The following is a 21885-nucleotide window of genomic DNA, read 5'->3' on the forward strand; positions in this document are numbered from 1 at the left end:
AAGGTGAGAAATTGGAAAAAGCAGACAGTCACAGTAGGCAGCAAAGAGAGTCAGAATTCTTAAGTACGAAAGCTTAAGCCTTAAAAATGAATCTTACTCTTCTACGGATTCATAGAGTTTTTTGAGCTTTTCTGTCTCGGAGATGGATTGCCTGAGAAGTCTTGGGAGAATAAACGAACTGATTGCAAATCCAACGAGTACTACAGTGATTATAATTTTGAAAATGGAAAAAAATAAAAATGATCCCTCTTCACTCGATTTATACACGAACTGATAGGAATAAAGGCTGGCCAAGATGCCCATATTCAGGGCTTGAAAGACTTGAGTTGAGCCCATAAAGGAAGCGTAATTTTTTAAGTACTGGTATTTTTTCCAATAGGTGATGATAAAAATAGCACTACCTGCCAATACGAAACCTGCTAATAGTAAAACCCAAGCTTTGGGGTCTTCTAAAAGAATGGAGGTTTGGTAAATAAGTAAGCCCAGTAAAATCGGAAACAGTAGCCTATAGCTGGTCAAGAGCCTTTTTATTTCTTGCTTATAATTCGTCCACATCCTTTTTTCGATGGCTTTTTTATACGATTCTTCCAAGCCGCTAAACCCAAAAATCCCAAAACTGGCATGTACTTTTCGAAAGGCCTCTTCCAAATTTAAAGAAGGGTTTTCTTCCAGCAATTCTTCTACATTGCAGGCCACATGATCAAGAATCTCATATTGCACATCGATCTCGGGATAGCCTTTGTAGGAAATCAGTTTTTTGAGCTGTTTGATTTGTTCTTTAGAGAGTTTCATACCAAGGCCGTTTTGGATTTGATTTTCCAGACTTCCATCAAGGAAAGAAAGTACAAGACCAATCCCGCAGTCAAAACAGTGGCTAGTGGTGCTTGGACCTGATCATAGGGAAAGTCGAGTTCAAAAAGTCTGGAAAGAAAGAAGTTCATAGTATAAATGAGTAAAACTGGCAAATACATGCGTTCTGAAATAGGCAAAGCCAGAGAGGACTGTATCGGAATGCCATTTCCCTTAAAGGCTTTTTTGATCGGCTTTAGTTTTACATAGTTTTTCCAAGTGAAAATAAAGGAAGTGATAGTAAGCAAAATCAAGGGTGAAAGAATCATCAGTTGAGTTTCTCGTTCACTCCTGGTCTGAGTAGCAATCGTGAAAATAATCACCAAAATCCCTGCAAAAAACAACCACCTCGAAGTACAGAAATAGGATCGGATGACTTTCCATTGAGTTTGGTGGATGTCTTTTTTCGCCTCTGTTTTAAAATTGGCTTGCAGGGCATGGCAATATCCGTAGGTAAACTTATGGTCCAATTCAAAAAGCTGCTCCGAAAATTCTGATTCGGAATATTCCTGTAGATGACTGATGTAGTGGTCATAGATTTCCATCAGAATTTCGGCTGAGGAAATTTCTTTCCGCAGGATGGATTTACGGATTTCTTGGAGTTCTATGTCTGTTAGTTGACGGATCACTAGATTAATTTTATACTTTCTGGCGTAAGAATTATCAAGGAATATTTGCTGATTAAGGATTCTATTAATTCTCGGTTTTTTCTGAAATAACTCCTTAGCTCTTTGATTTTTAGGTTTCCCAGTTTAACGAGAATGAGTTTTGGAGGCTTTTTATGTAAGATAAATGAGTCATAGAAGTCTGAGTCTTTTGTTATTAGGATGCAATCATTGCTGGAGCAGTAATCATTTATTTCAGTATCACTAGTGGTTGTTCCTTTGGGAAAAGAAAGAACATGATTCACATTGTGGCCAATTAAATCATCGGCCAAAGAAGGAGGCAGGTTTGCATCCAAAAGGAACTTCATTATGCGCTGATTTTAAAGTCTTTCGTGTTTGCCATCTGCGCTGCATAAGCCAAACAGGCCAAGATATCTTCTTTTTCAAGATCAATGAATTCTTTTAATAAATCTTCAATAGTATCACCTCCAGCAAGGTATTCTAAAATGAAACTTACTGCATATCGTGTATTCCTGATCGTGGGTTTTCCATGAGCGATATCAGGATTGATTGTGATTCTTTTTAGTAAATCTTGCATATCTTTTTGTTTAGTTAAATTTTTTCTACCCCTCCAAAACCCTAAAAGTTTTACTTATACCAGTCCCGGTTTCCATTCAGGATCCAAAATCCTTTGGAGGTTGCCCACAAAACTTTGCAACTCGGACATTTTAGCGCTGACTTCCTTTTGACCGTCCTGGGTCAGACTGTAGTATTTCCGTACTCGATTTTCCACTTGTTGGATTTCGGTGGTCAACATCCCTTCCGCTTCCAGCTTATGAAGTGCAGGGTAGAGGGCGCCTTCCGTAATTTTGATCTCACCTTCCGTGAGTTCTTTTACTCGTTGGGTGATTTCATAGCCGTACATGCGCTCATTCTCTTCGAGAAGCTTGAGAATAATGGTTTGAAGACTTCCTTTGATCAGGTTATTGTTTGACATGTGTTTTTACTTTCGAGCTTGAATATATAAAAAAATTACATACCTAAGATTCCGATGTATTGTTTTTTTCTTAAAATCGATTCTTTGCAAAGCAGAAAAGAAAGTTTGACCGCTTACTAATAAATTTTATAGCCGTTTTTTTCAAGTCCCCATATTTTTCCCAACTTACTCTGATGGATTATCAATCAATCATCGAGGAAGTATATCAGGAAGTACAGCAGGAGAATCAGCGCGGTAAAGTGGCGAATTACATTCCTGAACTGGCCCATGTCAATCCCGATCAGTTTGGAATTGCACTCGTGGATCTCCAGGGAAATGTCTTTGCGGTGGGGGATTCTCAAATCCCTTTTTCGATCCAGAGTATCAGCAAAGTCCATACGCTGACGATGGTTTTTCCCAAATTTGACCCCCAACTTTGGTCCCGGGTCAATGTAGAGCCCAGCGGGAATCCTTTTAATTCGATCGCGCAATTGGAGTACGAAAAGGGAATTCCCAGAAATCCCTTCATCAATGCTGGCGCTTTGGTGATTGCCGACGCCCTTTGTAGCAAATATGATCATCCGACCGAACAGATTCTGGAGTTTATCAATGAAATCGCCGGAAAAAACTCCGTCAGTATCAATTCTGCGGTAAAAAACTCTGAAAAAAATCATGGGGAGCGCAATACGGCCTTGGCTTATTTTCTGAAATCCTACAAAAACTTCGATAATCCCGTCGATCAGGTTTTGGAGGTATATTTTTCTCACTGCGCCATGGAAATGACCTGCGAGGATTTGGCTAGATCTTTTTCATTTCTGGCCAATGATGGGTATTCTATTTTTGGAGAGCGGAAAATCCTCTCAGAAAGCCATGCCCGACGAATCAATGCACTGATGCTGACTTGCGGATTTTATGATGAAGCAGGGGAATTTGCCTATCGGGTGGGACTTCCGGGAAAGAGTGGAGTAGGGGGTGGAGTCGCCGCGGTCATGCCGCATAAGTTTAGCATTGCGGTATGGTGTCCAGAATTAAATGAAAAAGGAAATTCGGTCAAGGCGATCCGTGCTTTGGAACTCCTGACCGATAAGCTTTCCTTTTCGCTGTTCTGATTTTCCGGTAAACCTCAGATGGCTTCTTTGGCTATTTTTGAATGGAGTTCAAGAAGTAAGGGGAGAGCTGCTGAGGCATACCATTCTTTGAGTTCCATCTTGAGGATTCCGGCTTTGACAGAGGGGTCTGATTCGGTTAATTTCTGTGCTTCCTCGATGGACTCCACATTGAAGAAAAACAATCCCCGTAGCTCTTCATTTCCGAAGAAGGGACCGGCCAAAACCATCTTGCCCTCCTCGGCCAGTTTGGTGATATTATCCATATGTCCCCGCTGAAATTCGGCTCGTTCTTCTTCGCTATATTCATTGACCCGATCACCACGATAGAGAAAGGCAATGACGTATTTTTTCATGCCATAGTCATCGGCGCCCAGTTGGGTAGCAAGCTCTTGGTCAAAATTTTCTTGAGCAAATGAGGTGGCACAATACCCCAAGAAAAGGAAAAGCGATAGCAGTATTTTTTTCATAATGTTGAGCGATTTAATTGATGAATTAACAAATCTAAAATACTGTAATTTTTGGAAGGAATTGATTTTTTAAAAAAGAATAATAAGGCCAGAAACATGAGTTGGCTTAATTGGGAAAATGGAAAAAACGGAATCGATTAATAGATAAATTTAAAAGCGATTGTTCTATTATGAGTTTTCTTTTTGCTTTCAAAAATTGAAAAGAGCGGCCCTATTTTAGGCTTCAAAAGCGGATAAAATCTGGCAGGATATAAGGTTTATTTTTTGGGAAAACAGGAATCAAAAAATAGGAAATAGGAGAGGAGTTTCAGATTAATTCTAAGAATAGAATTTTTGAATTTCCAGAGAGAAAAACCCTCCTATAGGCAATGTCTATCAGAATATTCTTCAATTTTTTTGGCTTGAATCTTGCCTGATTCATTTGAGCAAAGTTAGGAATTTGTACCTTGTGGAATGATTCGATTATACTTCATTGATTGTAAATTAACTGGTTGATTTTAAATGATATATGATCGAATTAGTGTTGGCTTAATTAGTTTTGTCTAAAAAAATTAGATTAAACTAAAAAATAGAATTTATTAAAACTTGGACGATTGAAAATAATCCAACTCTCAAGATTTATCGTATTTGCCACTAATGTAAAAAATGTGAAGTCCTGAAGGGATTCCCGATACTTTTGTTCGGTAAAAGGATATAAAAAATAAACTTTAGACTTTCTGAATAAGAAAAAAAGAAGGATGAAATTGGTTGAAATTAGAGAACTAATTAAAGAATGAAAAGGATACAAATTTTGATTTTAGATGATGACAAAATCCAACATTTACTTTTACAAAAACGGCTTTCTTTAATTGAACCCAAGCCCGAATTGCATTGCTTTGATAATCCGATGAACGCCATTGATTTTTTGAAATATCATTCCATAGATTTGATATTGCTCGACTTGCATTTACCAGAAATGGAGGGTTGGGAAATAATCAATGAAATAAAAAAAATCGGAACTAAGGGCAGGGTTTTTGTACTTAGTGGATCGGTAGATCCTGAGGATAGAAACAGGATCGCGGATGATCCGTTTATCCAAGGACATTTTGAAAAGCCCCTATCACAGCTTGATCTGGAATCGATGCTGTCGCAATGAATCTAGGAAGGGGCTCCTTTAGAATATTTTAATTAATTTCGGGCATTCGAATCAATAATATGGCTGAAGAAGCAGATGACAGAAAGCCCTTGCTTTCGAAGAAAATAGATAAGTTTTTCAAAGGATTGGCAGATGCCTGGAGTTTTGTCAGGCGATATTTTCAGGAAGCGTTTTTGCCTCCTTTTGAATTTAAAGAACTCATTCACCAATGCTATCGCATTGGGGTGGAATCCCTGCCTCTGATTTCCTTGACTGGCTTTATTGTAGGGATCGTTTTTACCAATCAGTCTAGACCATCACTGTCTGAATTTGGGGCGAGTTCCTGGTTGCCTTCTTTGATATCCATAGCGGTGGTCAGGGCAATGGGGCCTTTGGTGACGGCGCTTATTGCCGCGGGTAAGGTAGGCTCAAGTATCGGTGCGGAGATTGGGTCCATGAAAGTAACTGAGCAGATCGATGCAATGGAAGTATCTGCGACTAATCCCTTTAAATTCCTGGTGGTAACCCGAGTGACGGCGACGACTATCATGATCCCCCTCTTGGTGATGTACACCGACTTTGTGGCCTTGATGGGATCATTTCTAAATGTCAATGCGAATGAAATGGTCTCTCTGACGACGTTTTTCTTTCAGGTATTTGAGTCCATCACCTTTTTGGATATTTGGTCTTCGGTCCTTAAATCTATCGTTTTTGGTTTTACCATAGGGATCGTGGGTTGCTATAAAGGGTACAATTCGACCAAAGGAACAGAAGGAGTGGGTCGAGCTGCAAACTCTGCGGTGGTGATTTCCATGTTTTTGATATTTATTGAAGAGCTTTTGGCCCTTCAGATCGTCAACGCAATCCGGAATATGTAATGAAGGAAAAAGTAGTAGAAGCAATCGGTCTAAAAAAATCATTTGGAGATCTTCACGTCCTCAAAGGTGTAGACTTGGAATTATACCGAGGCGAAACTGTAGTGATACTTGGGAAATCCGGTGCGGGAAAATCCGTTTTTATCAAAATCATGGTGGGACTGCTCACGCAGGATTCCGGTGTGATGCGGGTGTTGGGTCAAGACGTCGAAAAATTGAAAACCAAGGCCCTGAATACGCTTAGATTAAAAATCGGCTTTTCATTTCAAAACTCCGCCCTTTACGATAGTATGACGGTCAAAGAAAACCTGGAGTTTCCCTTGGTGCGAAACATTAAAAATCTGACTCGAAAGGAGAAAGACCTGAAAATCGAGGAAATGCTGGATAGTGTGGGTTTGCCCCAAACGATCAATCAAATGCCCTCGGAGCTTTCGGGAGGTCAGAAAAAAAGAATCGGAGTGGCCCGAACTTTAATCCTCAATCCAGAGATTATGCTTTATGATGAGCCTACCGCTGGATTGGACCCCATCACGTGTATGGAAATTAATAATTTGATCAATGAGGTGCAGGATCGATTTCGTACATCATCCATTGTGATTACCCACGACCTGACCTGCGCCAAAATCACAGGCGATCGAATGGCGGTCTTATTGGATGGACAGTTTCGATCCAAGGGTTCTTTTCAGGAGGTCTTTTCCAAGGCGGAAGATCAGCAAGTAAAATCATTCTACGATTATAATTTTATCGAATCATGAGAGGTGAAAATAAACGATCCGTTATCGTTGGCATATTTGTATTTATAGGAATTGCCATACTGGTAGCCGGGGTACTTACCCTGGGAGGACAGCAGAAGAAATTTGTCCAGGCGATTCAGCTCAAGGCGGTATTTGATGATATCGGAGGATTGCAGCCGGGGAATAATATTTGGTTTTCCGGGGTGAAAATTGGTACCGTCAAAAAGATCAATTTCTATGGAGATTCTCAGGTAGAAGTGGAGATGAATGTAGAGGAATCGGTTCAGGATTTTATCCGAAAGGATTCCAAAGCAACCATCAGTTCGGATGGATTGATTGGGAATAAAATCATCGTAATCTACGGAGGTACGACCATGGCTCCTGCAGTGGAAGATGGAGACAGGCTCGAAGCTGTCATGCCACTGGATACCGACGGAATGATGGAAACCCTTCAGGTGAATAATGAAAACCTGGTCGAAATCACCAATGACCTGAAAAAGCTAACTTCTCAGCTTGCCGCTGGGGAAGGCATCGTGGGCGCAGTATTGACCGACTCGGTCTTGGCGGATAACTTTAAATCTATCCTAGCCAATCTCAATCAGGCCAGCATCAACAGCAATAAAATGCTAACTGATTTGAATTCGTTTACCTCCAAGATGAATCAGGAGGGAAATTTATTCAATGATTTGGCTACCGATACTACGATGGCAACTGACCTCAAAGCTACGGTCGAAAGCTTCAAAAGCTCTGCAGCAAATACCGAAGAATTAACCGCGAAACTCAATGAAATATCTGCCAAACTGGATGATCCCAATACTTCCATGGGAATGTTGCTTAACGATCCGGAATTTGCGCAGCTTCTAAAAAGTACGCTTAACAACACTGACTCGGCAACTTACAATTTGAACCGTGGTTTGGAGGCTTTGGAATATACCTGGCCTTTCAGAAAAGGATTTAAGCGAAAAGCCCAAGCTGACGACAAAGAGAATTAAATCTTTCAATTAATTCATGGCAAGCCCGCTAGCGATTTTCTGGCGGGCTTCTTTTTTATCATCTCCATCCGCTTCTAGCGTATCGGTGTCATTGGTTTGAGTCAATACTGCTTTAATACTGATTGGGAAGTGATCCGATCCGACTCCGGAATGAACTTTCAGACTCGATAGGGCAAAGTGCTTACTGAGAAAAAAATGATCTAGCGGCCATCTGAAAACAGGAATTTTGGCGTGAAAGGTATTGTACATGCCTCGTCCCCTTCTGGGATCGGCCATTTCCGAAACTTTCAGAAATAACTCCGTGGTATAACTCCAGGCTACATCGTTCAAGTCTCCAAGGACTATCGAGGGGAGAGGATTGTTTTTTGATTTTTTGCCCACCATCAATATTTCAGCATCCCGCTCAGTACTTAGTGTATTTTGTCCGGGAACCGGTGGCGTAGGGTGAATGGCATAAAGGGTGATTTTTTTGCCATTTCGTAGCAATAAATCCAATTCTAAGGAAGGAATTTCGGGATCTATGAGGTATTGGATTTCTTTCCTGACAATTTCCAGATTGGTGTAGAAGAGTAAGCCGTAGGTATTTTCAAGAGGGATTTTCACATGATATTTGTATTTCTCCTCCAGCGGTTTCATTTGTTTTTCCCATTCCTTGTTGGTTTCGACCATAAACACCACATCGGGAGATTTTCGTTTGACTAACTTGATGATCTTATCGTATTTTTCATTGAGCTGATAAATATTAGCCACCAAAACATGAATCCCACTGTCGATGTTGTAGGCGACCCTGTTGATCATTTTTTTTCCAAAAGGGGTAAAAGGATACACTTTTTTGGCTAAAAAAAGTGATGCCAGGACCAAGCCAAAAATATAAGAAAGCGTTTTATTGGATAAGTCCGGGTCTAGATATAGCCAAGCTGCCAGAAGAAGGAGATTAATGATGAGTTTTTGGAGTCGGGGATAATCAAAAACCCGGATCCACCAATAGTCCCATTTGACCAAAGGAAGGAAAGTAGCTAGAATAAAAAATGAACTGAGAATTTCTAAAATCAACATTTGAAGTGGGTTTGAAAGGAGGAAGTTAAATCTTCATGTCCAATTTTCTACTCATTTTGCCAAAAAATAGATATCTTATAAGTCTTAGGAATTGAATCGATTCAATTCCAGTTGATTAATTGAAATAGATTTTTAACCAATACTAAAAGTATGAAGCTAGATCCATTTAACATCAAATCAAGTTTGAAAACTCCTCAAGGAGATGTGACTTATTGGAGTCTCAAAAAACTGGAAGAATCCGGCAAAAAGGTAAAACATTTGCCTTTTTCCATCCGGATTTTGCTCGAAAACGCTCTACGAAACTTTGATGATTTTGCCATCACTCGAGAACATCTCGATACCCTGCTCTCTTGGTCTCCTTCTCCCACAGACAAGGACATCCCCTTCAAACCCGCCCGGGTATTGATGCAGGATTTCACGGGAGTACCGGCTGTAGTAGATATAGCATCACTGCGTTCCGAAGCAAAGCGAAAAGGGAAAGATCCTTCTAAAATCAATCCCTTGATTCCGGTCGATTTAGTAATCGATCATTCGGTTCAGGTTGATTTTTTTGGCACCAATTACAGCTATCTGAAAAATGTCGAAGTAGAATATGAGCGAAACCGGGAGCGCTACCAATTTTTGAAATGGGCGCAAAAATCTTTTGACAATTTCTCTGTGGTGCCTCCGGGAATGGGGATTTGTCATCAGGTCAATTTGGAATACCTCGCTCAAGGGGTGATCGTAAGGGATGGAATGGCTTTTCCCGATACGTTGGTCGGTACAGATTCTCATACTCCCATGGTCAACGGGATCGGAGTAGTTGGCTGGGGAGTTGGTGGTATCGAGGCAGAGGCGGCTCTTTTGGGGCAGCCGATCTATTTTATCATGCCGGAGGTAGTTGGTTTGAAATTGACCGGAAAATTACCCGCAGGAACCACCGCTACGGACATGGTTTTGACCATCACCGAATTATTGAGAAGGCATGGAGTAGTGGGGAAATTTGTAGAAGTCTTTGGTCCTGGCTTGGATCATTTATCGGTGCCAGACCGAGCGACGATCTCCAATATGTCTCCAGAGTTTGGTTGTACAGTTACCTATTTCCCCATTGATAACCGGACCTTGGATTACATGTCCAAAACCAATCGAAGTGAAGAACAGATCGAGTTGGTCAAGGATTATTGCAAATCCAATTTGCTTTGGAGAGAGGATGAAAATTTGATTCAATATTCCTCTTTGGTGGAATTGGATCTGGGCACTGTCGAATCCACGGTTTCGGGCCCCAAGAGACCCCAAGACAAGATCCTGGTAAAGGATTTCAAAACGAAATTCGAAGAGCTAATTCATTCTGTACATGGCAGAACTTATATTCCGATTGATCAGCGCGAAGTGAGCCGATGGTTTGCTGAGGGTGGAGGTCAAGAAGGAAGAGAAAAAACCCAGAAAAAAACGGAGGTAAGCTATGAAACCAAAGTCAAGGACGGACTCAAAACCGTCACCGTAGATCTTCATCACGAAAAGTTTGAACTTCATGATGGTTCTATTGTCATCGCCGCCATTACTTCTTGTACCAATACATCCAACCCATCGGTGATGCTGGGAGCGGGTCTCGTTGCTCGAAAGGCCCGGGAGAAAGGCTTGGATGTCAAGCCTTGGGTCAAGACCTCTTTGGCCCCAGGATCCAAAGTAGTGACGGATTATTTAGAAAAGGCCGGCTTGATGGATGATCTGGAGGCTATGAAGTTTCACACCGTGGGATACGGCTGTACATCCTGTATCGGAAATTCAGGTCCATTGCCTCGGCACATCGCGACAGCAGTGGAGGATAATGATTTGGTGGTAGCTTCGGTGCTTTCGGGTAATCGGAATTTCGAAGCTCGAGTGCATCCCCAGGTAAAGATGAACTACCTGATGTCTCCGATGCTGGTGGTTGTGTATGCCATTGCCGGTAGGGTGGATGTCGATTTGTATAATGAACCAGTGGGATATGATCCCAACTTGGAGCCCGTGTACATGAAGGATATCTGGCCTACTCAGGAGGAAATCGACGATATCTCCAGAAAGGTCCTTTCTCCGAATGATTATGAAAAAAGTTACGGGGAAATATTTGAAGGAAATGAAATCTGGCAAAATCTGGAATCCGGGCATGGTGAAATTTATCCTTGGGATGATTCCTCTACTTACATCAAAGAAGCGCCATTTTTCAAAGGAATCAGTGAAGAAGTCCCTAGCCCTAAAAATATAGAAGGAGCGCAGGTGTTGTTGAAGCTGGGAGACTCCATCACCACAGATCATATTTCACCTGCAGGTTCATTTCGTGAGGATTCACCGGCAGGTCAGTTTCTCATCAAGCGCGGAGTAGAGCGCCCGGATTTCAATTCCTACGGGTCGAGACGGGGAAATGATGAGGTGATGATCAGAGGTACTTTTGCCAATGTTCGGATCAAAAATCATTTGGCCAAATCGGAAGGTGGTTTTACCACTCATATCCCCTCCGGGATGGAAATGAGTGTCTTCGAAGCCTCTCAAAAATACCAAGAAGCCGACGTTCCTTTGATCGTTTTAGCCGGTAAAGAATATGGTTCGGGTTCGTCAAGGGACTGGGCTGCCAAAGGGACCAATCTTTTGGGAGTCAAAGCGGTCATTGCGGAAAGTTACGAGCGTATTCACCGAAGTAATCTGGTAGGAATGGGGGTCTTGCCGCTACAGTTTTTGGAAGGAGAAAATGCGCTTTCGCTAGAATTGACAGGCGCAGAGAAATTCACAATTTCAGGAATTGAAAGCGGGTTAACCCCAGGTCAGGAATTATCAGTTTTGGCCCTTTCGGACAAAGGTGAGAAGCAGTTTAAGGTCAAATCCCGATTGGATTCAGAGGTGGAGATTGCCTACTATTCCCATGGAGGGATTCTCAATTATGTATTAAGGGGTTTCCTTAAAGATGAATAAGTTCACAAAGCCCGAGCAATCGGGCTTTTTTTTAATGCTTTTGATAGCTAATTGGTACATAGAGCCATTTTTTGGTTGGATTCTCAAAGGAATCTAAGGCGGGAAGAAAATTTCTACCCCAACCTTTGACGGCAGCAATTGCTCTTTCTGCCACATAAGGCTCGGCTCCCAAGGGATTGGCCCACTCGACTTTTTTGACCAAGCCTACTTCATCTACCAAAATTCCGACTATTACCCTTTGATTTGCCTCCTTGACTTTCTTTTGATCAATTTTCAGATGATTGAGAAGGTATAAATTCCAGGTCTCCAACGGTTCAGTAAACTGTGGCTCAAAGTCATTTGAATTTTTCATGCTTGGTTTTTCTTCACCATTTCGAATGACATGATAGGTTTGGTTTCCTTCAAATAAAACCTGTCCTACCTGCTTTTCATCAAAAAAGAAAGTTTCAATGAACTTTCCATTTGCCAAATTGGCAATTCGCTGAGAAAGTATATTTCCTTGTGGATCGTAGGTTTCTGTGGTTTTTTCTTTAAAATCTTCAGCTGTATTCGGCTCGGTTTTGATCACTTTAATCAGTCGATTTTTTCGATCAAAAATTCGCTTCAGTTTGACCGAGTCTTTGGTTAAAGAAGTCATTATAAAATAAGAGAATGAAGCACTGTCCTCCTCGGAAATCGGGTAAAAATGCTTATTCAATTTTTCAATCGTCTTATTTTGGCTAATGCCATGGAGCGGAGATCCCATAGCCAATCCAAAAGTCAAAATCAGCATCAGGAGGGTTTTGAGATTCTTGAAATTTAAAAAAATCATTTTTAGTCTTTTGATTCAATTGGCTAAGAAAAGAGAAAGATTCAATTCTTCAAAAGCCATTGGTACTTTTCCCCTCCAAGATTAATCTTAATTTTGTGCATCATTCCTATCATAACCTACTCATGCACGAAATTAACCCTTCGAAAACCCAAGCTTGGACCCAATTGTCCAGTTTGGCGTCAACATATAAAGATCTCACCATTACCTCACTTTTTGATGATCAGAGCAGATTTGAGCGCTATAGTCTTTGGCTTGAGGATATGCTGGTGGATTTTTCCAAAAATAAAGTAAACGACGAAATCAGATCGGCTTTGGTTGATCTTGCAAAAGAAACCAAACTCCAGGATGCCATTAATGCGATGTTTGAGGGAAAACCCATCAATCAGACCGAAAGACGGGCGGTGCTGCATACTGCTTTGCGTAATCGGTCCAATCGCCCAGTCTATGTAGACGGCGCTGATGTCATGCCCGAAATCAATAAAGTGCTCGAAAAAATGAAGCGCTTTGCCGATAAAGTCAATCAGGGGAACTGGCTAGGCTATACTGGCAAACCGATTAAAAGTCTGGTCAATATTGGCATCGGAGGATCAGATCTCGGGCCGGTGATGGTCACCGAAGCACTCAAACCGTATCAGTCTGAGGGTTTGGAATGCTTTTTTGTGTCCAATGTGGATGGAACGCACATCGCAGAAACGCTCAAGAAAATTGACCCCGAGACGACCTTGTTTTTTATTGCGTCAAAAACTTTTACCACCCAAGAAACCATGACCAATGCTCATACGGCTAGAAATTGGTTTTTGGATCATGCAAAAGAAGAATCTGCTGTTGCAAAGCATTTTGTGGCGCTTTCGACAAATTTGAACGGCGTTCAAGCATTTGGGATTGACCCGGATAACATGTTTGAATTTTGGGATTGGGTAGGAGGCAGGTATTCCTTATGGTCAGCTATTGGGCTTCCAATTGCTTCTGCCATCGGATTTCAGCATTTTGAGCAGTTGCTAGCGGGAGCATTCGCTATGGATGAGCATTTTCGAAACAGCGATTTTGACGAGAATATTCCGGTGCTTTTGGCTTTGATTGGAATATGGAATACTAATTTTCTGGGAGCTGCTTCTGAGGCAATTCTTCCCTATGATCAATACTTGCATCGCTTTGCAGCATATTTTCAGCAGGGAAATATGGAAAGCAACGGGAAGTGCGTCAGTCGAAACGGTGAGCGGGTGAATTACAGTACCGGACCCATTATCTGGGGAGAGCCTGGAACCAACGGGCAACATGCCTTTTATCAGTTGATTCATCAAGGCACTCAAGTGATCCCCTGCGACTTCATTGCGCCGGCAGTTTCTCACAATCCCATCGGAGATCACCATCAGAAGCTCTTGTCCAATTTCTTTGCCCAAACGGAGGCTTTGATGAAAGGAAAATCACTTCATGAAGTAAGAGATGAGATGAATCAAGCTGGTAAATCTTTAGACACGATCGACCAAGTAGCTCCGCATCGGGTATTTGAAGGGAATCGGCCGACTAATTCAATTTTGGTTCAAAAAATCACCCCATATACACTCGGAATGCTAGTGGCGATGTACGAGCATAAGATTTTTGTCCAAGGAGCGATCTGGAATATTTTCAGTTTTGATCAGTGGGGAGTAGAGTTGGGAAAAGTCCTGGCCAATGGGATATTGCCGGAATTGGAAGGTGAGGAGCCAATCAATGCTCACGATGCCTCGACTAATGGCTTGATCAATGCCTATAAAAAGATGCGCTAAAAATCAGTCGCAATTCAATTCATTAAAAAGCCGCCAAATTTCAATGAAAATGGCGGCTTTTTTTAGTCTATAATTTTTATCCCTGCGGCTTCTATCCCCGGAAGGTCCTCCACACGCATGTATTGGAGTAAAGTTATCGATTTAGTATTTTCTGGAATTGAAAAAGGTAAGGTATCGTATTTGGTGAAAGTGCTTCCAAATCCGTTTCCTAGTGGTTCCCCTGTTTTAGAATCGAAAAGTGGAACATCCAACAATTTATTTCCGATTACAGATTGAGTAGAATCTTTGCTGATCACTCGAATGTAGCAGTTGGAATACCCGTATTGTTCATTAAACCGAAGGGCGAGCAGGGTCTTTTTCTCATTCAAATCCAATTCTCCAAGGTCAAAGTTTAGGCTATCCGATGCATTCCACGTTTGATTGTCAAGAGCAATAAATTCCTCATAGACCCTATCCTGTCCACAGGAAAAAAAGAGGATTACGATCGAAGAAAATAAGTAGATTGACTTACTCATTACCTGAACCATTATTGGGATTAGGCCCCTGATTTCTCCGTGGAGGAAATTTACGTTTTCCCTCTTGCTGACTTTTTTGGGGATTTGGCTTTTGTGTACTTCCACTAGACTCTGGGTTTTGCGGTTTTTGGGGTTGTCCCTGGGCGCCCGGAGGTTTACGGCGATTTTTATTGCGCCGTTTTCTGTTTTCCGGATTAGCCTGATCCGGTTTTCTGGATTCAGTTTCTTGGTTTCGTGGATTTCGTGTCGGAGGAGATATTGGTTTTGCAGAAACCGGCAAATCTTGATTTTGATTATTTTGAGATTTGTTTCTAGGCTTCTTCTTCTTTTTCTTTTTGGTGAATTTCTTATCCAAAATCTCCAATTCCCGCGTGGACTGTGCAGCAAGATCTTCCAGTTCCGAGGATTCGTTAAACTGGAGGTTAAAAACCTTTTTTTCCTGATTGTTAAGGTCTTGAATTTCCTTTACCCGCTCGCAGGTAATGCTATGCCAGTCATTGTCGTGATTGTAACTAAACCACATCAGCTTTCTGAAAATGTCTGTTTTCTGGAGTTTAGCGGGACCCTGTTCGGTTTGAAGTGGTTTTTCTACGGATGGGATGTCTTTGATGGCATCCATGTAGGTGTCCAGTTCATAATTGAGGCAGCATTTGAGACGCCCGCATTGTCCGCTGAGTTTACTGGGATTGAGGGAGAGATTTTGATAGCGTGCAGCTGAGGTACTGACATTTTTGAAATCGACAAGCCAAGTAGAGCAGCAGAGTTCTCTACCGCAAACCCCGATTCCGCCCAATCTTCCCGCTTCTTGCCGAAGGCTGATCTGTCGCATTTCTACCCGGATTTTAAATTCTCCTGCCAACACCTTGATGAGCTCCCGAAAATCAACCCGCTCATCTGCGGAATAATAAAAAGTAGCTTTTGAATTGTCGGCCTGGTATTCTACATCGGACATTTTCATTTTCAGTCCGAGTTCATCTACGATTTGACGGCAACGATAAAGCGTGGGCATTTCCCGGTTTCGGGCTTCTTCCCATTTTTCCAGGTCCTTTGGATTGGCAATCCGATAGATTCTCAAAATCGAATCATCATTTCTGATTTTTCGCTTTTGCATTTGCAGTCTGACAAGCTCGCCTTGTAGGGAGACATATCCGATGTGGTGACCACTAGGCACATCGACGACTACAGGGTCTCCGGTATTGAGACTTAGGTAGTCCACATTCCGGTAGTATTCTTTTCTACCTCCCTTAAATTTGATTTCGACTATATCGTAGGTATCGACTTGGGGGATTCCCATGTGGGAAAGCCAGTCGAATGCATTCATTTTATTACAATCGCTCGTGCCGCAGGTGCCGTTGTTTTGACAGCCTCCGGAACCACCCGTAGTGGTGGAGCAGCTACTACATCCTGACATATATTTAGACAAGGCGTGAAAACCTTGATTAGTTTTGGGTTTAGTTGTTGAATGCTAAGATATCCTTTCCGATATCTTTTCGGAAATAGGATTTTTCCCATTTGATTTGAGAAACTGTCTCATACGCATTTTCAAGGGCCTTTTCCAGGGATCTTCCCATTCCGGTAACGGCGATTACCCGGCCTCCTTGATTGACCAAGTTTTTTTCTTGGTTAAATCCCGTACCCGCATGGAAAATGGTCGCACCGCTTGTTTTTTCGGGCAAGCTAATCGTAAATCCTTTTTCATAAGAACCTGGATATCCGCCACTAACCATCACAACGGTACTGGTAAAGTTATCTGATATTTTCAGCGAATAATCTTTTAGCGTTCCTGTACCGATTGACCAAAGTAAATCTACAAAATCACTTTCGATTCGGGGAAGGACTGCTTCGGTTTCGGGGTCACCCATCCGTACATTGTATTCGATTACATAAGGTTCACCATTTTTATTCATAAGACCTATGAAAAGGAAGCCTTTGTAAGGAATGTCTTCTGCTGCCAATCCGGCCACGGTAGGCTGGACGACTTGAGTTTCCACTTTTTTCATAAAGTCCGAATCTGCAAATACTACAGGCGAAACGGCGCCCATTCCACCGGTATTGAGTCCACTGTCTCCCTCTCCGATACGCTTGTAATCTTTAGCTTCTGGAAGGATACTGTAGCTTTTTCCGTCTGTAGCCACAAATACCGAAAGTTCAATCCCGGTAAGGAATTCTTCGATCACCACTTTGGAAGAAGCTGCTCCGAATTTTTGATCCAAAAGCATTTCTTTCAGAGCAATCTTGGCTTCCTCAAGACTATCGAGGATCAAAACTCCCTTTCCCGCTGCGAGACCGTCGGCTTTCAAGACGATGGGAAGTGATTGTTTTTCCAAATAGGCAAGGCCTTCCTCTAGTTGATTGGCATCAAAGGTCTCGTAGGCAGCAGTTGGGATCTGGTTTCGTTGCATAAAGCGCTTAGAAAAATCCTTGCTCCCCTCTAATGTTGCTCCGAGTTTAGGAGGTCCCACGACCGGTATTTTTTTTGTTTTGTCGTCGGCTAACAAAAAGTCGATCAATCCTCTGACCAGTGGTTCTTCGGGACCCACCACAACCAGATCGATTTGATAGTTTAGAATGGCGGTTTTGATCTGCTCAAAATCCGTGACCGAAATCTGAAGATTGGTGGCAATGGACTGGGTTCCGGCGTTTCCGGGGGCTACATAAAGTCGGTCGCATTTTGGGCTTTGTACAATTTTCCAAGCGAAGGCATGTTCACGTCCTCCGCTTCCCAATAGGAGTATATTCATTGATATGATTCAGGTTTAGTTGGCATGTTCAGAAATGAACTTGATTCGATAGACTCTTAGCTCGTCTTCGGCAAAGTCTTCATCCTCTAGTTCTTCTAAGGCTGCCTTGATATGGTCAGTTTCAGCATTCATGAAGTAATCGTGGAGGATTTCCTCCCGCTCATCATCCATGATATGATGAATGTAGTAATCGATGTTTAATTTTGTGCCGCTATAGATGATCTGCTCGATTTCTTGGAGCAATTCGCCCATGCTGAAGTTGAGATTTTCGGCGATCTCGTCCAGATCGATTTTACGGTCGATTTGTTGGATAATAGAAATTTTGACTTTTGATCGGGTGCCGGATGATTTGACGACCACATCTGAGGCAGTTTCTATTTCGTTTTCTTCTACGTAGTTGTTGATTAGCTTCAAAAAGCTCGAACCAAATTTAGCGACTTTGCCCATGCCTACCCCATTAATCTGGGCAAGCTCTTCTCGGGTGGTAGGATAGACCGTAGCCATTTCCTCTAAAGATGGATCCTGGAAAATCACATAAGGCGGAAGCCCCTTTGATCGGGCAACTTTTTTCCGCTCTGCCTTAAGCAGCTCGAAGAGTTTTTCATCATAGGCTACTCCGCCTGCATTGACTTCTACCTCCGGTTGCTCATTTTCTAATTCTTTCTCAAAATCATGATCTTCGAAAAAGGCCAAAGCGTAAGGTGCATCCAGAAATTTTGCTCCTTTACTTGTGATTTTTAGAATCCCGTAGTTTTCGATGTCCTTTTCTAGGAGATTCATGACTAGAGCCTGTCGAAACACCGAAGTCCAGCGTTTTTCGCTTTCCTCTTTTCCGGTTCCGAAAACCTCCAATTGATCGTGTTTGTAACTATCTACATAGTCGTTTTTCTCACCTAGAATGACCTTAACCAGATGATCCAATCCAAATCGTTCTTTGGTTTGCTTCACTGCCTCAAGAGCCGTTATAGCCAAATCCATTCCCTCGTAGGTTTCCCGATCTCGCTTGCAGTTGTCACAGAAGCCACAGTCATCATCCATGGTTTCTCCAAAGTAATTGAGGATAAATTTCCTTCTACATACTCCGGTTTCGGCATAAGCGGCCATTTCTTGCAAGAGTAGCTTAGCGTTTTCCCGCTCGGTTACGGCTTTGTCTTTATTGAATTTGTCCAACTTGACGATGTCATCATATCGATAAAACATCAGGCAGTGACCTTCTAATCCATCTCTTCCTGCCCGGCCGGTTTCCTGATAGTAACCTTCAAGAGATTTTGGCACGTCATAGTGAATGACATAGCGGACATCGGGCTTGTCGATCCCCATACCAAAGGCAATGGTTGCCACAATCACATCCACTTCTTCATTGAGGAAATCATCTTGATTTTTGATCCGAACGGCTGAGTCCAATCCCGCATGATAGGGGGCGGCGTTGATCTGATTGACCTTGAGGAGATTGGCGATTTCTTCCACCTTTTTTCTACTCAGGCAATAGATGATGCCGGATTTTCCCTTATGGGATTTGATAAATTTGATGAGGTGCTTCTTGGAGTCGTTTTTGACTTTGGGCCGGACTTCGTAAAATAAATTGGTTCTGTTAAAGGAGGATTTGAATAGATCCGCTTCCTCCATTTGCAGATTTCGCTGAATATCCTGCTGCACTTTCGGAGTGGCAGTAGCGGTCAGCGCAATGATCGGCAGGTTGGGAGCGATCTGTGCCACAATGGATTTGATTCTGCGATATTCTGGTCTGAAGTCATGTCCCCATTCGGATATACAATGTGCCTCATCGATCGCTACAAAACTCAGGTGAGCTTCTTTCAAAAATGCCACATTTTCCTCTTTCGTCAGAGACTCCGGCGCTACGTAAAGCAGCTTAGTCTTTTTTTTCAATACCTCGGCTTTGACCCGGTTTGATTCGGATTTGCTTAGGGTAGAGTTGAGAAAATGAGCATTGATTCCGATAGCATTAAGCTGATCCACTTGATTTTTCATCAAGGCGATTAGGGGGGAAATCACCACGGCAGTTCCTTCGGAAACTATTGCCGGAAGCTGGTAGCACAGTGATTTACCAGCTCCGGTCGGCATGATCACGAAGGTATTTCGCTTTTTGAGCAAATTATCGACGATCGATTCCTGATTTCCTCTGAATTGACTGAAACCGAATATTTTCTTAAGGTCTGCTTTTACTTTTTCTTCCACTTGGACGAGGGCTTTTAAGGTTAGTTAAACCCTGTAAACAGGAATGATTAATTACTTTTATACCTTTGTGCAAAATTAGTGATTAACACAGGTAAAATTGAATTTAGCTAAAAATATTAGAAATACAGCGCTAAGGGTCCTGCAAAATGAGGCTGAAGCAATCTTAAAGTTGAAAGATTATCTGAATGGTGATTTTGAGGCTTGCGTGCAGCACATCCTTCAGTCAAAAGGCCGCGTGGTGATTACAGGAATCGGGAAAAGTGCCATCATTGCTAATAAGATAGTGGCTACCCTAAACTCTACAGGGACACCTGCCTTGTTTATGCACGCCGCAGATGCGATTCATGGGGATTTGGGGATGATTCAATCCGATGATGTGGTCATTTGCATATCTAAAAGCGGCAATACCCCGGAAATAAAGGTATTGGTGCCCTTATTAAAGCGGTTGGGTTCTGTCTTGGTGGCTCTTGTAAGCAATTCGCAAAGCTATTTGGCTGAGCAAGCGGATTTTGTCCTGAATGCCACGATCGGAGAGGAAGCCTGTCCGAATAATCTAGCCCCGACGACAAGTACTACGGTACATTTAGCCCTGGGTGACGCCTTGGCCGTTTGTCTCTTGGAGGCAAGGGGTTTTACTTCGGAGGACTTTGCAAAATATCACCCGGGAGGTTCCTTGGGTAAGCAGCTTTACCTGAAAGTATCCGATGTCTTGGGAAGTAATGAGGTGCCTAAAGTGAGTGAAAATGCCAACTTAGCTGAAGTAATCGTCGAAATCAGTGGTAAAAGGCTGGGAGCGACAGCCGTGGTGGATGGCGCAGATTGCCTGAAAGGAATCATCACCGATGGAGACTTGAGGAGGATGCTCCAAAAATCGCTTGACATCCAACATTTGAAAGCCTCCGATATTATGACGGCTTCTCCTAAAACGATTTCAAAAGATGAATTTGCCATTCGTGCTTTAAATCTGATGCGTAATCATAATATCACACAGCTTGTGGCTATGGATGGGGAAAAAATCGCCGGATTTGTCCATATTCATGAATTAATGAAGGAAGGCATCGTTTAACCCAATCAATGAATAATAAACCCTATATCGTAATCATGGCAGGAGGGATTGGTTCCCGCTTTTGGCCATACAGCCGTAGAAAAAAACCAAAACAATTTCTGGATGTTCTCGGTACCGGCCGCACGCTACTTCAGATGACTTTTGATCGATTTAGTGAAATCGCAGACCCGGAGCAATTTCGGATAATTACCTATAGAAAATACGTCCACCTCGTCAAAGAACAACTCCCAGAGTTGACAGGGGATCAGATCCTGGTAGAGCCCAATCGTAAAAATACCGCCACCTGTATCGCCTATGCGACTTATCGGATTCATAGTTATGACCCGGATGCGACGTTGATCGTCACTCCGGTTGATCATTTGATTTTACAGGAAGGCAAATTTTTGAGAACTATCCAAAAGGCTGTTCTTGCTTCTCAGGAAGGTGACCGATTGATTACGCTCGGTATCAAACCCAATCGTCCAGAGACGGGCTACGGGTATATCCAATACATCGAAGGAAGTGGAAAGGAGGTATTGAAAGTCAAAACTTTTACCGAAAAACCCAATGCAAAGTTGGCGAAGACATTTCTTGAAAGTGGTGAATTTGTCTGGAACTCCGGGATGTTTGTCTGGAAATCGGGAAGTTTGATCAATGCCTTTCGGAAATATATGCCTGATTTGGCAGAAGTATTTGAAGAAGGAATGGAGTTTTTCGGGACTGATCAAGAAGCTGATTTTGTATCCAAGGCTTATCTGCAGGTCAAAAATATTTCTATTGATTACGGAATCATGGAAAAGTCCAGCGAAGTCTATGTGATTTTGGGGGATTTTGGCTGGGCGGATTTGGGCTCATGGAATAGTCTAAAAGAAAACCGGGAGAAAGACGAAAATCAAAATGTGGTGGAGGCAAATGCCCTCCTTTACAATACCAAAAATTGCTTTATCAAAACAGACAATGACAAGCTTGTAGTCGTTGAGGGATTGGACAATTTTCTGATCAATGAAACGGATAATGTCTTGTTAATCTGCTCCTTGGATGGCGATCGGAAGTTTAGAGAATTTGTTTCCAATGCCAGAAAAAAAGGAGAGGACTTTATTTAAGTCCTC

General features: G+C 42.3%; 21 protein-coding genes. 9 read left to right on the forward strand and 12 right to left on the reverse strand.

Annotation, left to right across the window (positions count from 1 at the left end):
- Window positions 1-93: 93 nt before the first annotated feature.
- Genes BM043_RS00825 through BM043_RS00845 form a run of 5 tightly spaced genes read right to left on the reverse strand, consistent with a single transcriptional unit; the run spans window position 94 to window position 2451 of the window.
- The gene (locus BM043_RS00825) at window positions 94-792 is read right to left on the reverse strand and encodes a hypothetical protein (protein ID WP_092788346.1); all 699 of its coding nucleotides are present in this window, start codon (window positions 790-792) and stop codon (window positions 94-96) included.
- On the reverse strand, window positions 789-1478 hold the full coding sequence (locus BM043_RS00830) for a hypothetical protein (protein ID WP_245752872.1): 690 nt from the start codon (window positions 1476-1478) through the stop codon (window positions 789-791). Before BM043_RS00830 ends, BM043_RS00825 begins: the two co-directional genes overlap by 4 nt.
- Window positions 1478-1822 (reverse strand): DUF5615 family PIN-like protein, encoded by a 345-nt coding sequence (locus tag BM043_RS19830; protein ID WP_092788347.1) that lies wholly within the window; start codon window positions 1820-1822, stop codon window positions 1478-1480. The genes BM043_RS00830 and BM043_RS19830 overlap by 1 nt, the downstream gene beginning before the upstream one ends.
- Window positions 1822-2052, reverse strand: coding sequence for a DUF433 domain-containing protein (locus BM043_RS00840; RefSeq protein ID WP_092788348.1), 231 nt, complete (start codon window positions 2050-2052; stop codon window positions 1822-1824). The genes BM043_RS19830 and BM043_RS00840 overlap by 1 nt, the downstream gene beginning before the upstream one ends.
- A 54-nt stretch (window positions 2053-2106) precedes the next feature.
- Complete coding sequence (locus BM043_RS00845; protein WP_092788349.1) at window positions 2107-2451, reverse strand: PadR family transcriptional regulator; 345 nt, start codon at window positions 2449-2451, stop codon at window positions 2107-2109.
- Between the two features lie 173 nt (window positions 2452-2624).
- Between BM043_RS00845 and BM043_RS00850 the strand changes: the two genes are divergently transcribed.
- Window positions 2625-3539 carry a glutaminase gene (locus BM043_RS00850; RefSeq protein WP_092788350.1) on the forward strand — a complete coding sequence of 305 codons (915 nt, stop codon included), beginning with the start codon at window positions 2625-2627 and terminating at the stop codon, window positions 3537-3539.
- Window positions 3540-3553: 14 nt separating this feature from the next.
- Here BM043_RS00850 and BM043_RS00855 read toward each other — a convergent pair whose 3' ends face one another.
- Complete coding sequence (locus BM043_RS00855) at window positions 3554-4006, reverse strand: YciI family protein (RefSeq protein WP_092788351.1); 453 nt, start codon at window positions 4004-4006, stop codon at window positions 3554-3556.
- 772 nt (window positions 4007-4778) lie between these two features.
- Between BM043_RS00855 and BM043_RS00865 the strand changes: the two genes are divergently transcribed.
- Genes BM043_RS00865 through BM043_RS00880 form a run of 4 tightly spaced genes read left to right on the forward strand, consistent with a single transcriptional unit; the run spans window position 4779 to window position 7721 of the window.
- Entirely contained in the window at window positions 4779-5141 is a 363-nt protein-coding gene (locus tag BM043_RS00865) for a response regulator (RefSeq protein ID WP_092788353.1), read from the forward strand.
- 59 nt (window positions 5142-5200) lie between these two features.
- Window positions 5201-5998, forward strand: coding sequence for an MlaE family ABC transporter permease (locus BM043_RS00870; RefSeq protein WP_092788354.1), 798 nt, complete (start codon window positions 5201-5203; stop codon window positions 5996-5998).
- Window positions 5998-6750 carry an ABC transporter ATP-binding protein gene (locus tag BM043_RS00875; protein WP_092788355.1) on the forward strand — a complete coding sequence of 251 codons (753 nt, stop codon included), beginning with the start codon at window positions 5998-6000 and terminating at the stop codon, window positions 6748-6750. The genes BM043_RS00870 and BM043_RS00875 overlap by 1 nt, the downstream gene beginning before the upstream one ends.
- Window positions 6747-7721 carry an MlaD family protein gene (locus BM043_RS00880; protein WP_092788356.1) on the forward strand — a complete coding sequence of 325 codons (975 nt, stop codon included), beginning with the start codon at window positions 6747-6749 and terminating at the stop codon, window positions 7719-7721. Before BM043_RS00875 ends, BM043_RS00880 begins: the two co-directional genes overlap by 4 nt.
- A 9-nt stretch (window positions 7722-7730) precedes the next feature.
- On the opposite strand, the gene BM043_RS00885 is transcribed toward BM043_RS00880, so the two are convergent.
- The gene (locus BM043_RS00885; protein WP_092788357.1) at window positions 7731-8777 is read right to left on the reverse strand and encodes an endonuclease/exonuclease/phosphatase family protein; all 1047 of its coding nucleotides are present in this window, start codon (window positions 8775-8777) and stop codon (window positions 7731-7733) included.
- 150 nt (window positions 8778-8927) lie between these two features.
- Between BM043_RS00885 and acnA the strand changes: the two genes are divergently transcribed.
- Window positions 8928-11702 (forward strand): aconitate hydratase AcnA, encoded by a 2775-nt coding sequence (gene acnA, locus BM043_RS00890; protein WP_092788358.1) that lies wholly within the window; start codon window positions 8928-8930, stop codon window positions 11700-11702.
- A gap of 31 nt (window positions 11703-11733) precedes the next feature.
- Here the strand turns inward: acnA and BM043_RS00895 are convergent, their stop codons facing one another.
- Entirely contained in the window at window positions 11734-12513 is a 780-nt protein-coding gene (locus BM043_RS00895) for a hypothetical protein (RefSeq protein WP_092788359.1), read from the reverse strand.
- A 122-nt stretch (window positions 12514-12635) separates the two neighbouring features.
- On the opposite strand from BM043_RS00895, the gene pgi reads away from it, so the two are divergent.
- A complete protein-coding gene (gene pgi / locus BM043_RS00900; protein WP_092788360.1) occupies window positions 12636-14279 on the forward strand; it encodes a glucose-6-phosphate isomerase in 1644 nt (547 codons plus the stop codon).
- Window positions 14280-14341: 62 nt separating this feature from the next.
- On the opposite strand, the gene BM043_RS00905 is transcribed toward pgi, so the two are convergent.
- The 4 genes from BM043_RS00905 to recQ are packed head-to-tail and all read right to left on the reverse strand — an operon-like array spanning window position 14342 to window position 19731.
- Complete coding sequence (locus BM043_RS00905) at window positions 14342-14794, reverse strand: gliding motility lipoprotein GldH (protein ID WP_177188397.1); 453 nt, start codon at window positions 14792-14794, stop codon at window positions 14342-14344.
- Window positions 14787-16205, reverse strand: a complete 1419-nt coding sequence (gene ricT / locus BM043_RS00910; RefSeq protein ID WP_092788362.1) for a regulatory iron-sulfur-containing complex subunit RicT — start codon at window positions 16203-16205, stop codon at window positions 14787-14789. The genes BM043_RS00905 and ricT overlap by 8 nt, the downstream gene beginning before the upstream one ends.
- A gap of 40 nt (window positions 16206-16245) precedes the next feature.
- The gene (gene purD / locus BM043_RS00915) at window positions 16246-17535 is read right to left on the reverse strand and encodes a phosphoribosylamine--glycine ligase (RefSeq protein WP_092788363.1); all 1290 of its coding nucleotides are present in this window, start codon (window positions 17533-17535) and stop codon (window positions 16246-16248) included.
- Window positions 17536-17550: 15 nt separating this feature from the next.
- Window positions 17551-19731 carry a DNA helicase RecQ gene (gene recQ, locus BM043_RS00920; protein WP_092788364.1) on the reverse strand — a complete coding sequence of 727 codons (2181 nt, stop codon included), beginning with the start codon at window positions 19729-19731 and terminating at the stop codon, window positions 17551-17553.
- A gap of 97 nt (window positions 19732-19828) precedes the next feature.
- Between recQ and BM043_RS00925 the strand changes: the two genes are divergently transcribed.
- Together BM043_RS00925 and BM043_RS00930 are read left to right on the forward strand one after the other, a co-directional pair.
- Complete coding sequence (locus tag BM043_RS00925) at window positions 19829-20797, forward strand: KpsF/GutQ family sugar-phosphate isomerase (RefSeq protein WP_092788365.1); 969 nt, start codon at window positions 19829-19831, stop codon at window positions 20795-20797.
- Between the two features lie 8 nt (window positions 20798-20805).
- Window positions 20806-21879 (forward strand): mannose-1-phosphate guanylyltransferase, encoded by a 1074-nt coding sequence (locus BM043_RS00930; RefSeq protein ID WP_092788366.1) that lies wholly within the window; start codon window positions 20806-20808, stop codon window positions 21877-21879.
- The last annotated feature ends 6 nt before the right edge of the window (window positions 21880-21885 follow it).

Source organism: Algoriphagus hitonicola (genome assembly GCF_900113375.1).
GTDB lineage: Bacteria > Bacteroidota > Bacteroidia > Cytophagales > Cyclobacteriaceae > Algoriphagus > Algoriphagus hitonicola.

Bases quoted from the DNA above. Each gene is read 5' to 3' on its own strand.
- BM043_RS00855 (WP_092788351.1), bottom strand. From the start codon at position 4,006: ATGAAAAAAATACTGCTATCGCTTTTCCTTTTCTTGGGGTATTGTGCC.
- BM043_RS00885 (WP_092788357.1), bottom strand. From the start codon at position 8,777: ATGTTGATTTTAGAAATTCTCAGTTCATTTTTTATTCTAGCTACTTTC.
- purD (WP_092788363.1), bottom strand. From the start codon at position 17,535: ATGAATATACTCCTATTGGGAAGCGGAGGACGTGAACATGCCTTCGCT.
- BM043_RS00905 (WP_177188397.1), bottom strand. From the start codon at position 14,794: ATGAGTAAGTCAATCTACTTATTTTCTTCGATCGTAATCCTCTTTTTT.
- BM043_RS00930 (WP_092788366.1), top strand. From the start codon at position 20,806: ATGAATAATAAACCCTATATCGTAATCATGGCAGGAGGGATTGGTTCC.
- ricT (WP_092788362.1), bottom strand. From the start codon at position 16,205: ATGTCAGGATGTAGTAGCTGCTCCACCACTACGGGTGGTTCCGGAGGC.
- BM043_RS00895 (WP_092788359.1), bottom strand. From the start codon at position 12,513: ATGATTTTTTTAAATTTCAAGAATCTCAAAACCCTCCTGATGCTGATT.
- BM043_RS00825 (WP_092788346.1), bottom strand. From the start codon at position 792: ATGAAACTCTCTAAAGAACAAATCAAACAGCTCAAAAAACTGATTTCC.
- BM043_RS00840 (WP_092788348.1), bottom strand. From the start codon at position 2,052: ATGCAAGATTTACTAAAAAGAATCACAATCAATCCTGATATCGCTCAT.
- BM043_RS00850 (WP_092788350.1), top strand. From the start codon at position 2,625: ATGGATTATCAATCAATCATCGAGGAAGTATATCAGGAAGTACAGCAG.
- BM043_RS00880 (WP_092788356.1), top strand. From the start codon at position 6,747: ATGAGAGGTGAAAATAAACGATCCGTTATCGTTGGCATATTTGTATTT.
- BM043_RS00865 (WP_092788353.1), top strand. From the start codon at position 4,779: ATGAAAAGGATACAAATTTTGATTTTAGATGATGACAAAATCCAACAT.
- BM043_RS00845 (WP_092788349.1), bottom strand. From the start codon at position 2,451: ATGTCAAACAATAACCTGATCAAAGGAAGTCTTCAAACCATTATTCTC.
- BM043_RS19830 (WP_092788347.1), bottom strand. From the start codon at position 1,822: ATGAAGTTCCTTTTGGATGCAAACCTGCCTCCTTCTTTGGCCGATGAT.
- BM043_RS00875 (WP_092788355.1), top strand. From the start codon at position 5,998: ATGAAGGAAAAAGTAGTAGAAGCAATCGGTCTAAAAAAATCATTTGGA.
- acnA (WP_092788358.1), top strand. From the start codon at position 8,928: ATGAAGCTAGATCCATTTAACATCAAATCAAGTTTGAAAACTCCTCAA.
- BM043_RS00870 (WP_092788354.1), top strand. From the start codon at position 5,201: ATGGCTGAAGAAGCAGATGACAGAAAGCCCTTGCTTTCGAAGAAAATA.
- pgi (WP_092788360.1), top strand. From the start codon at position 12,636: ATGCACGAAATTAACCCTTCGAAAACCCAAGCTTGGACCCAATTGTCC.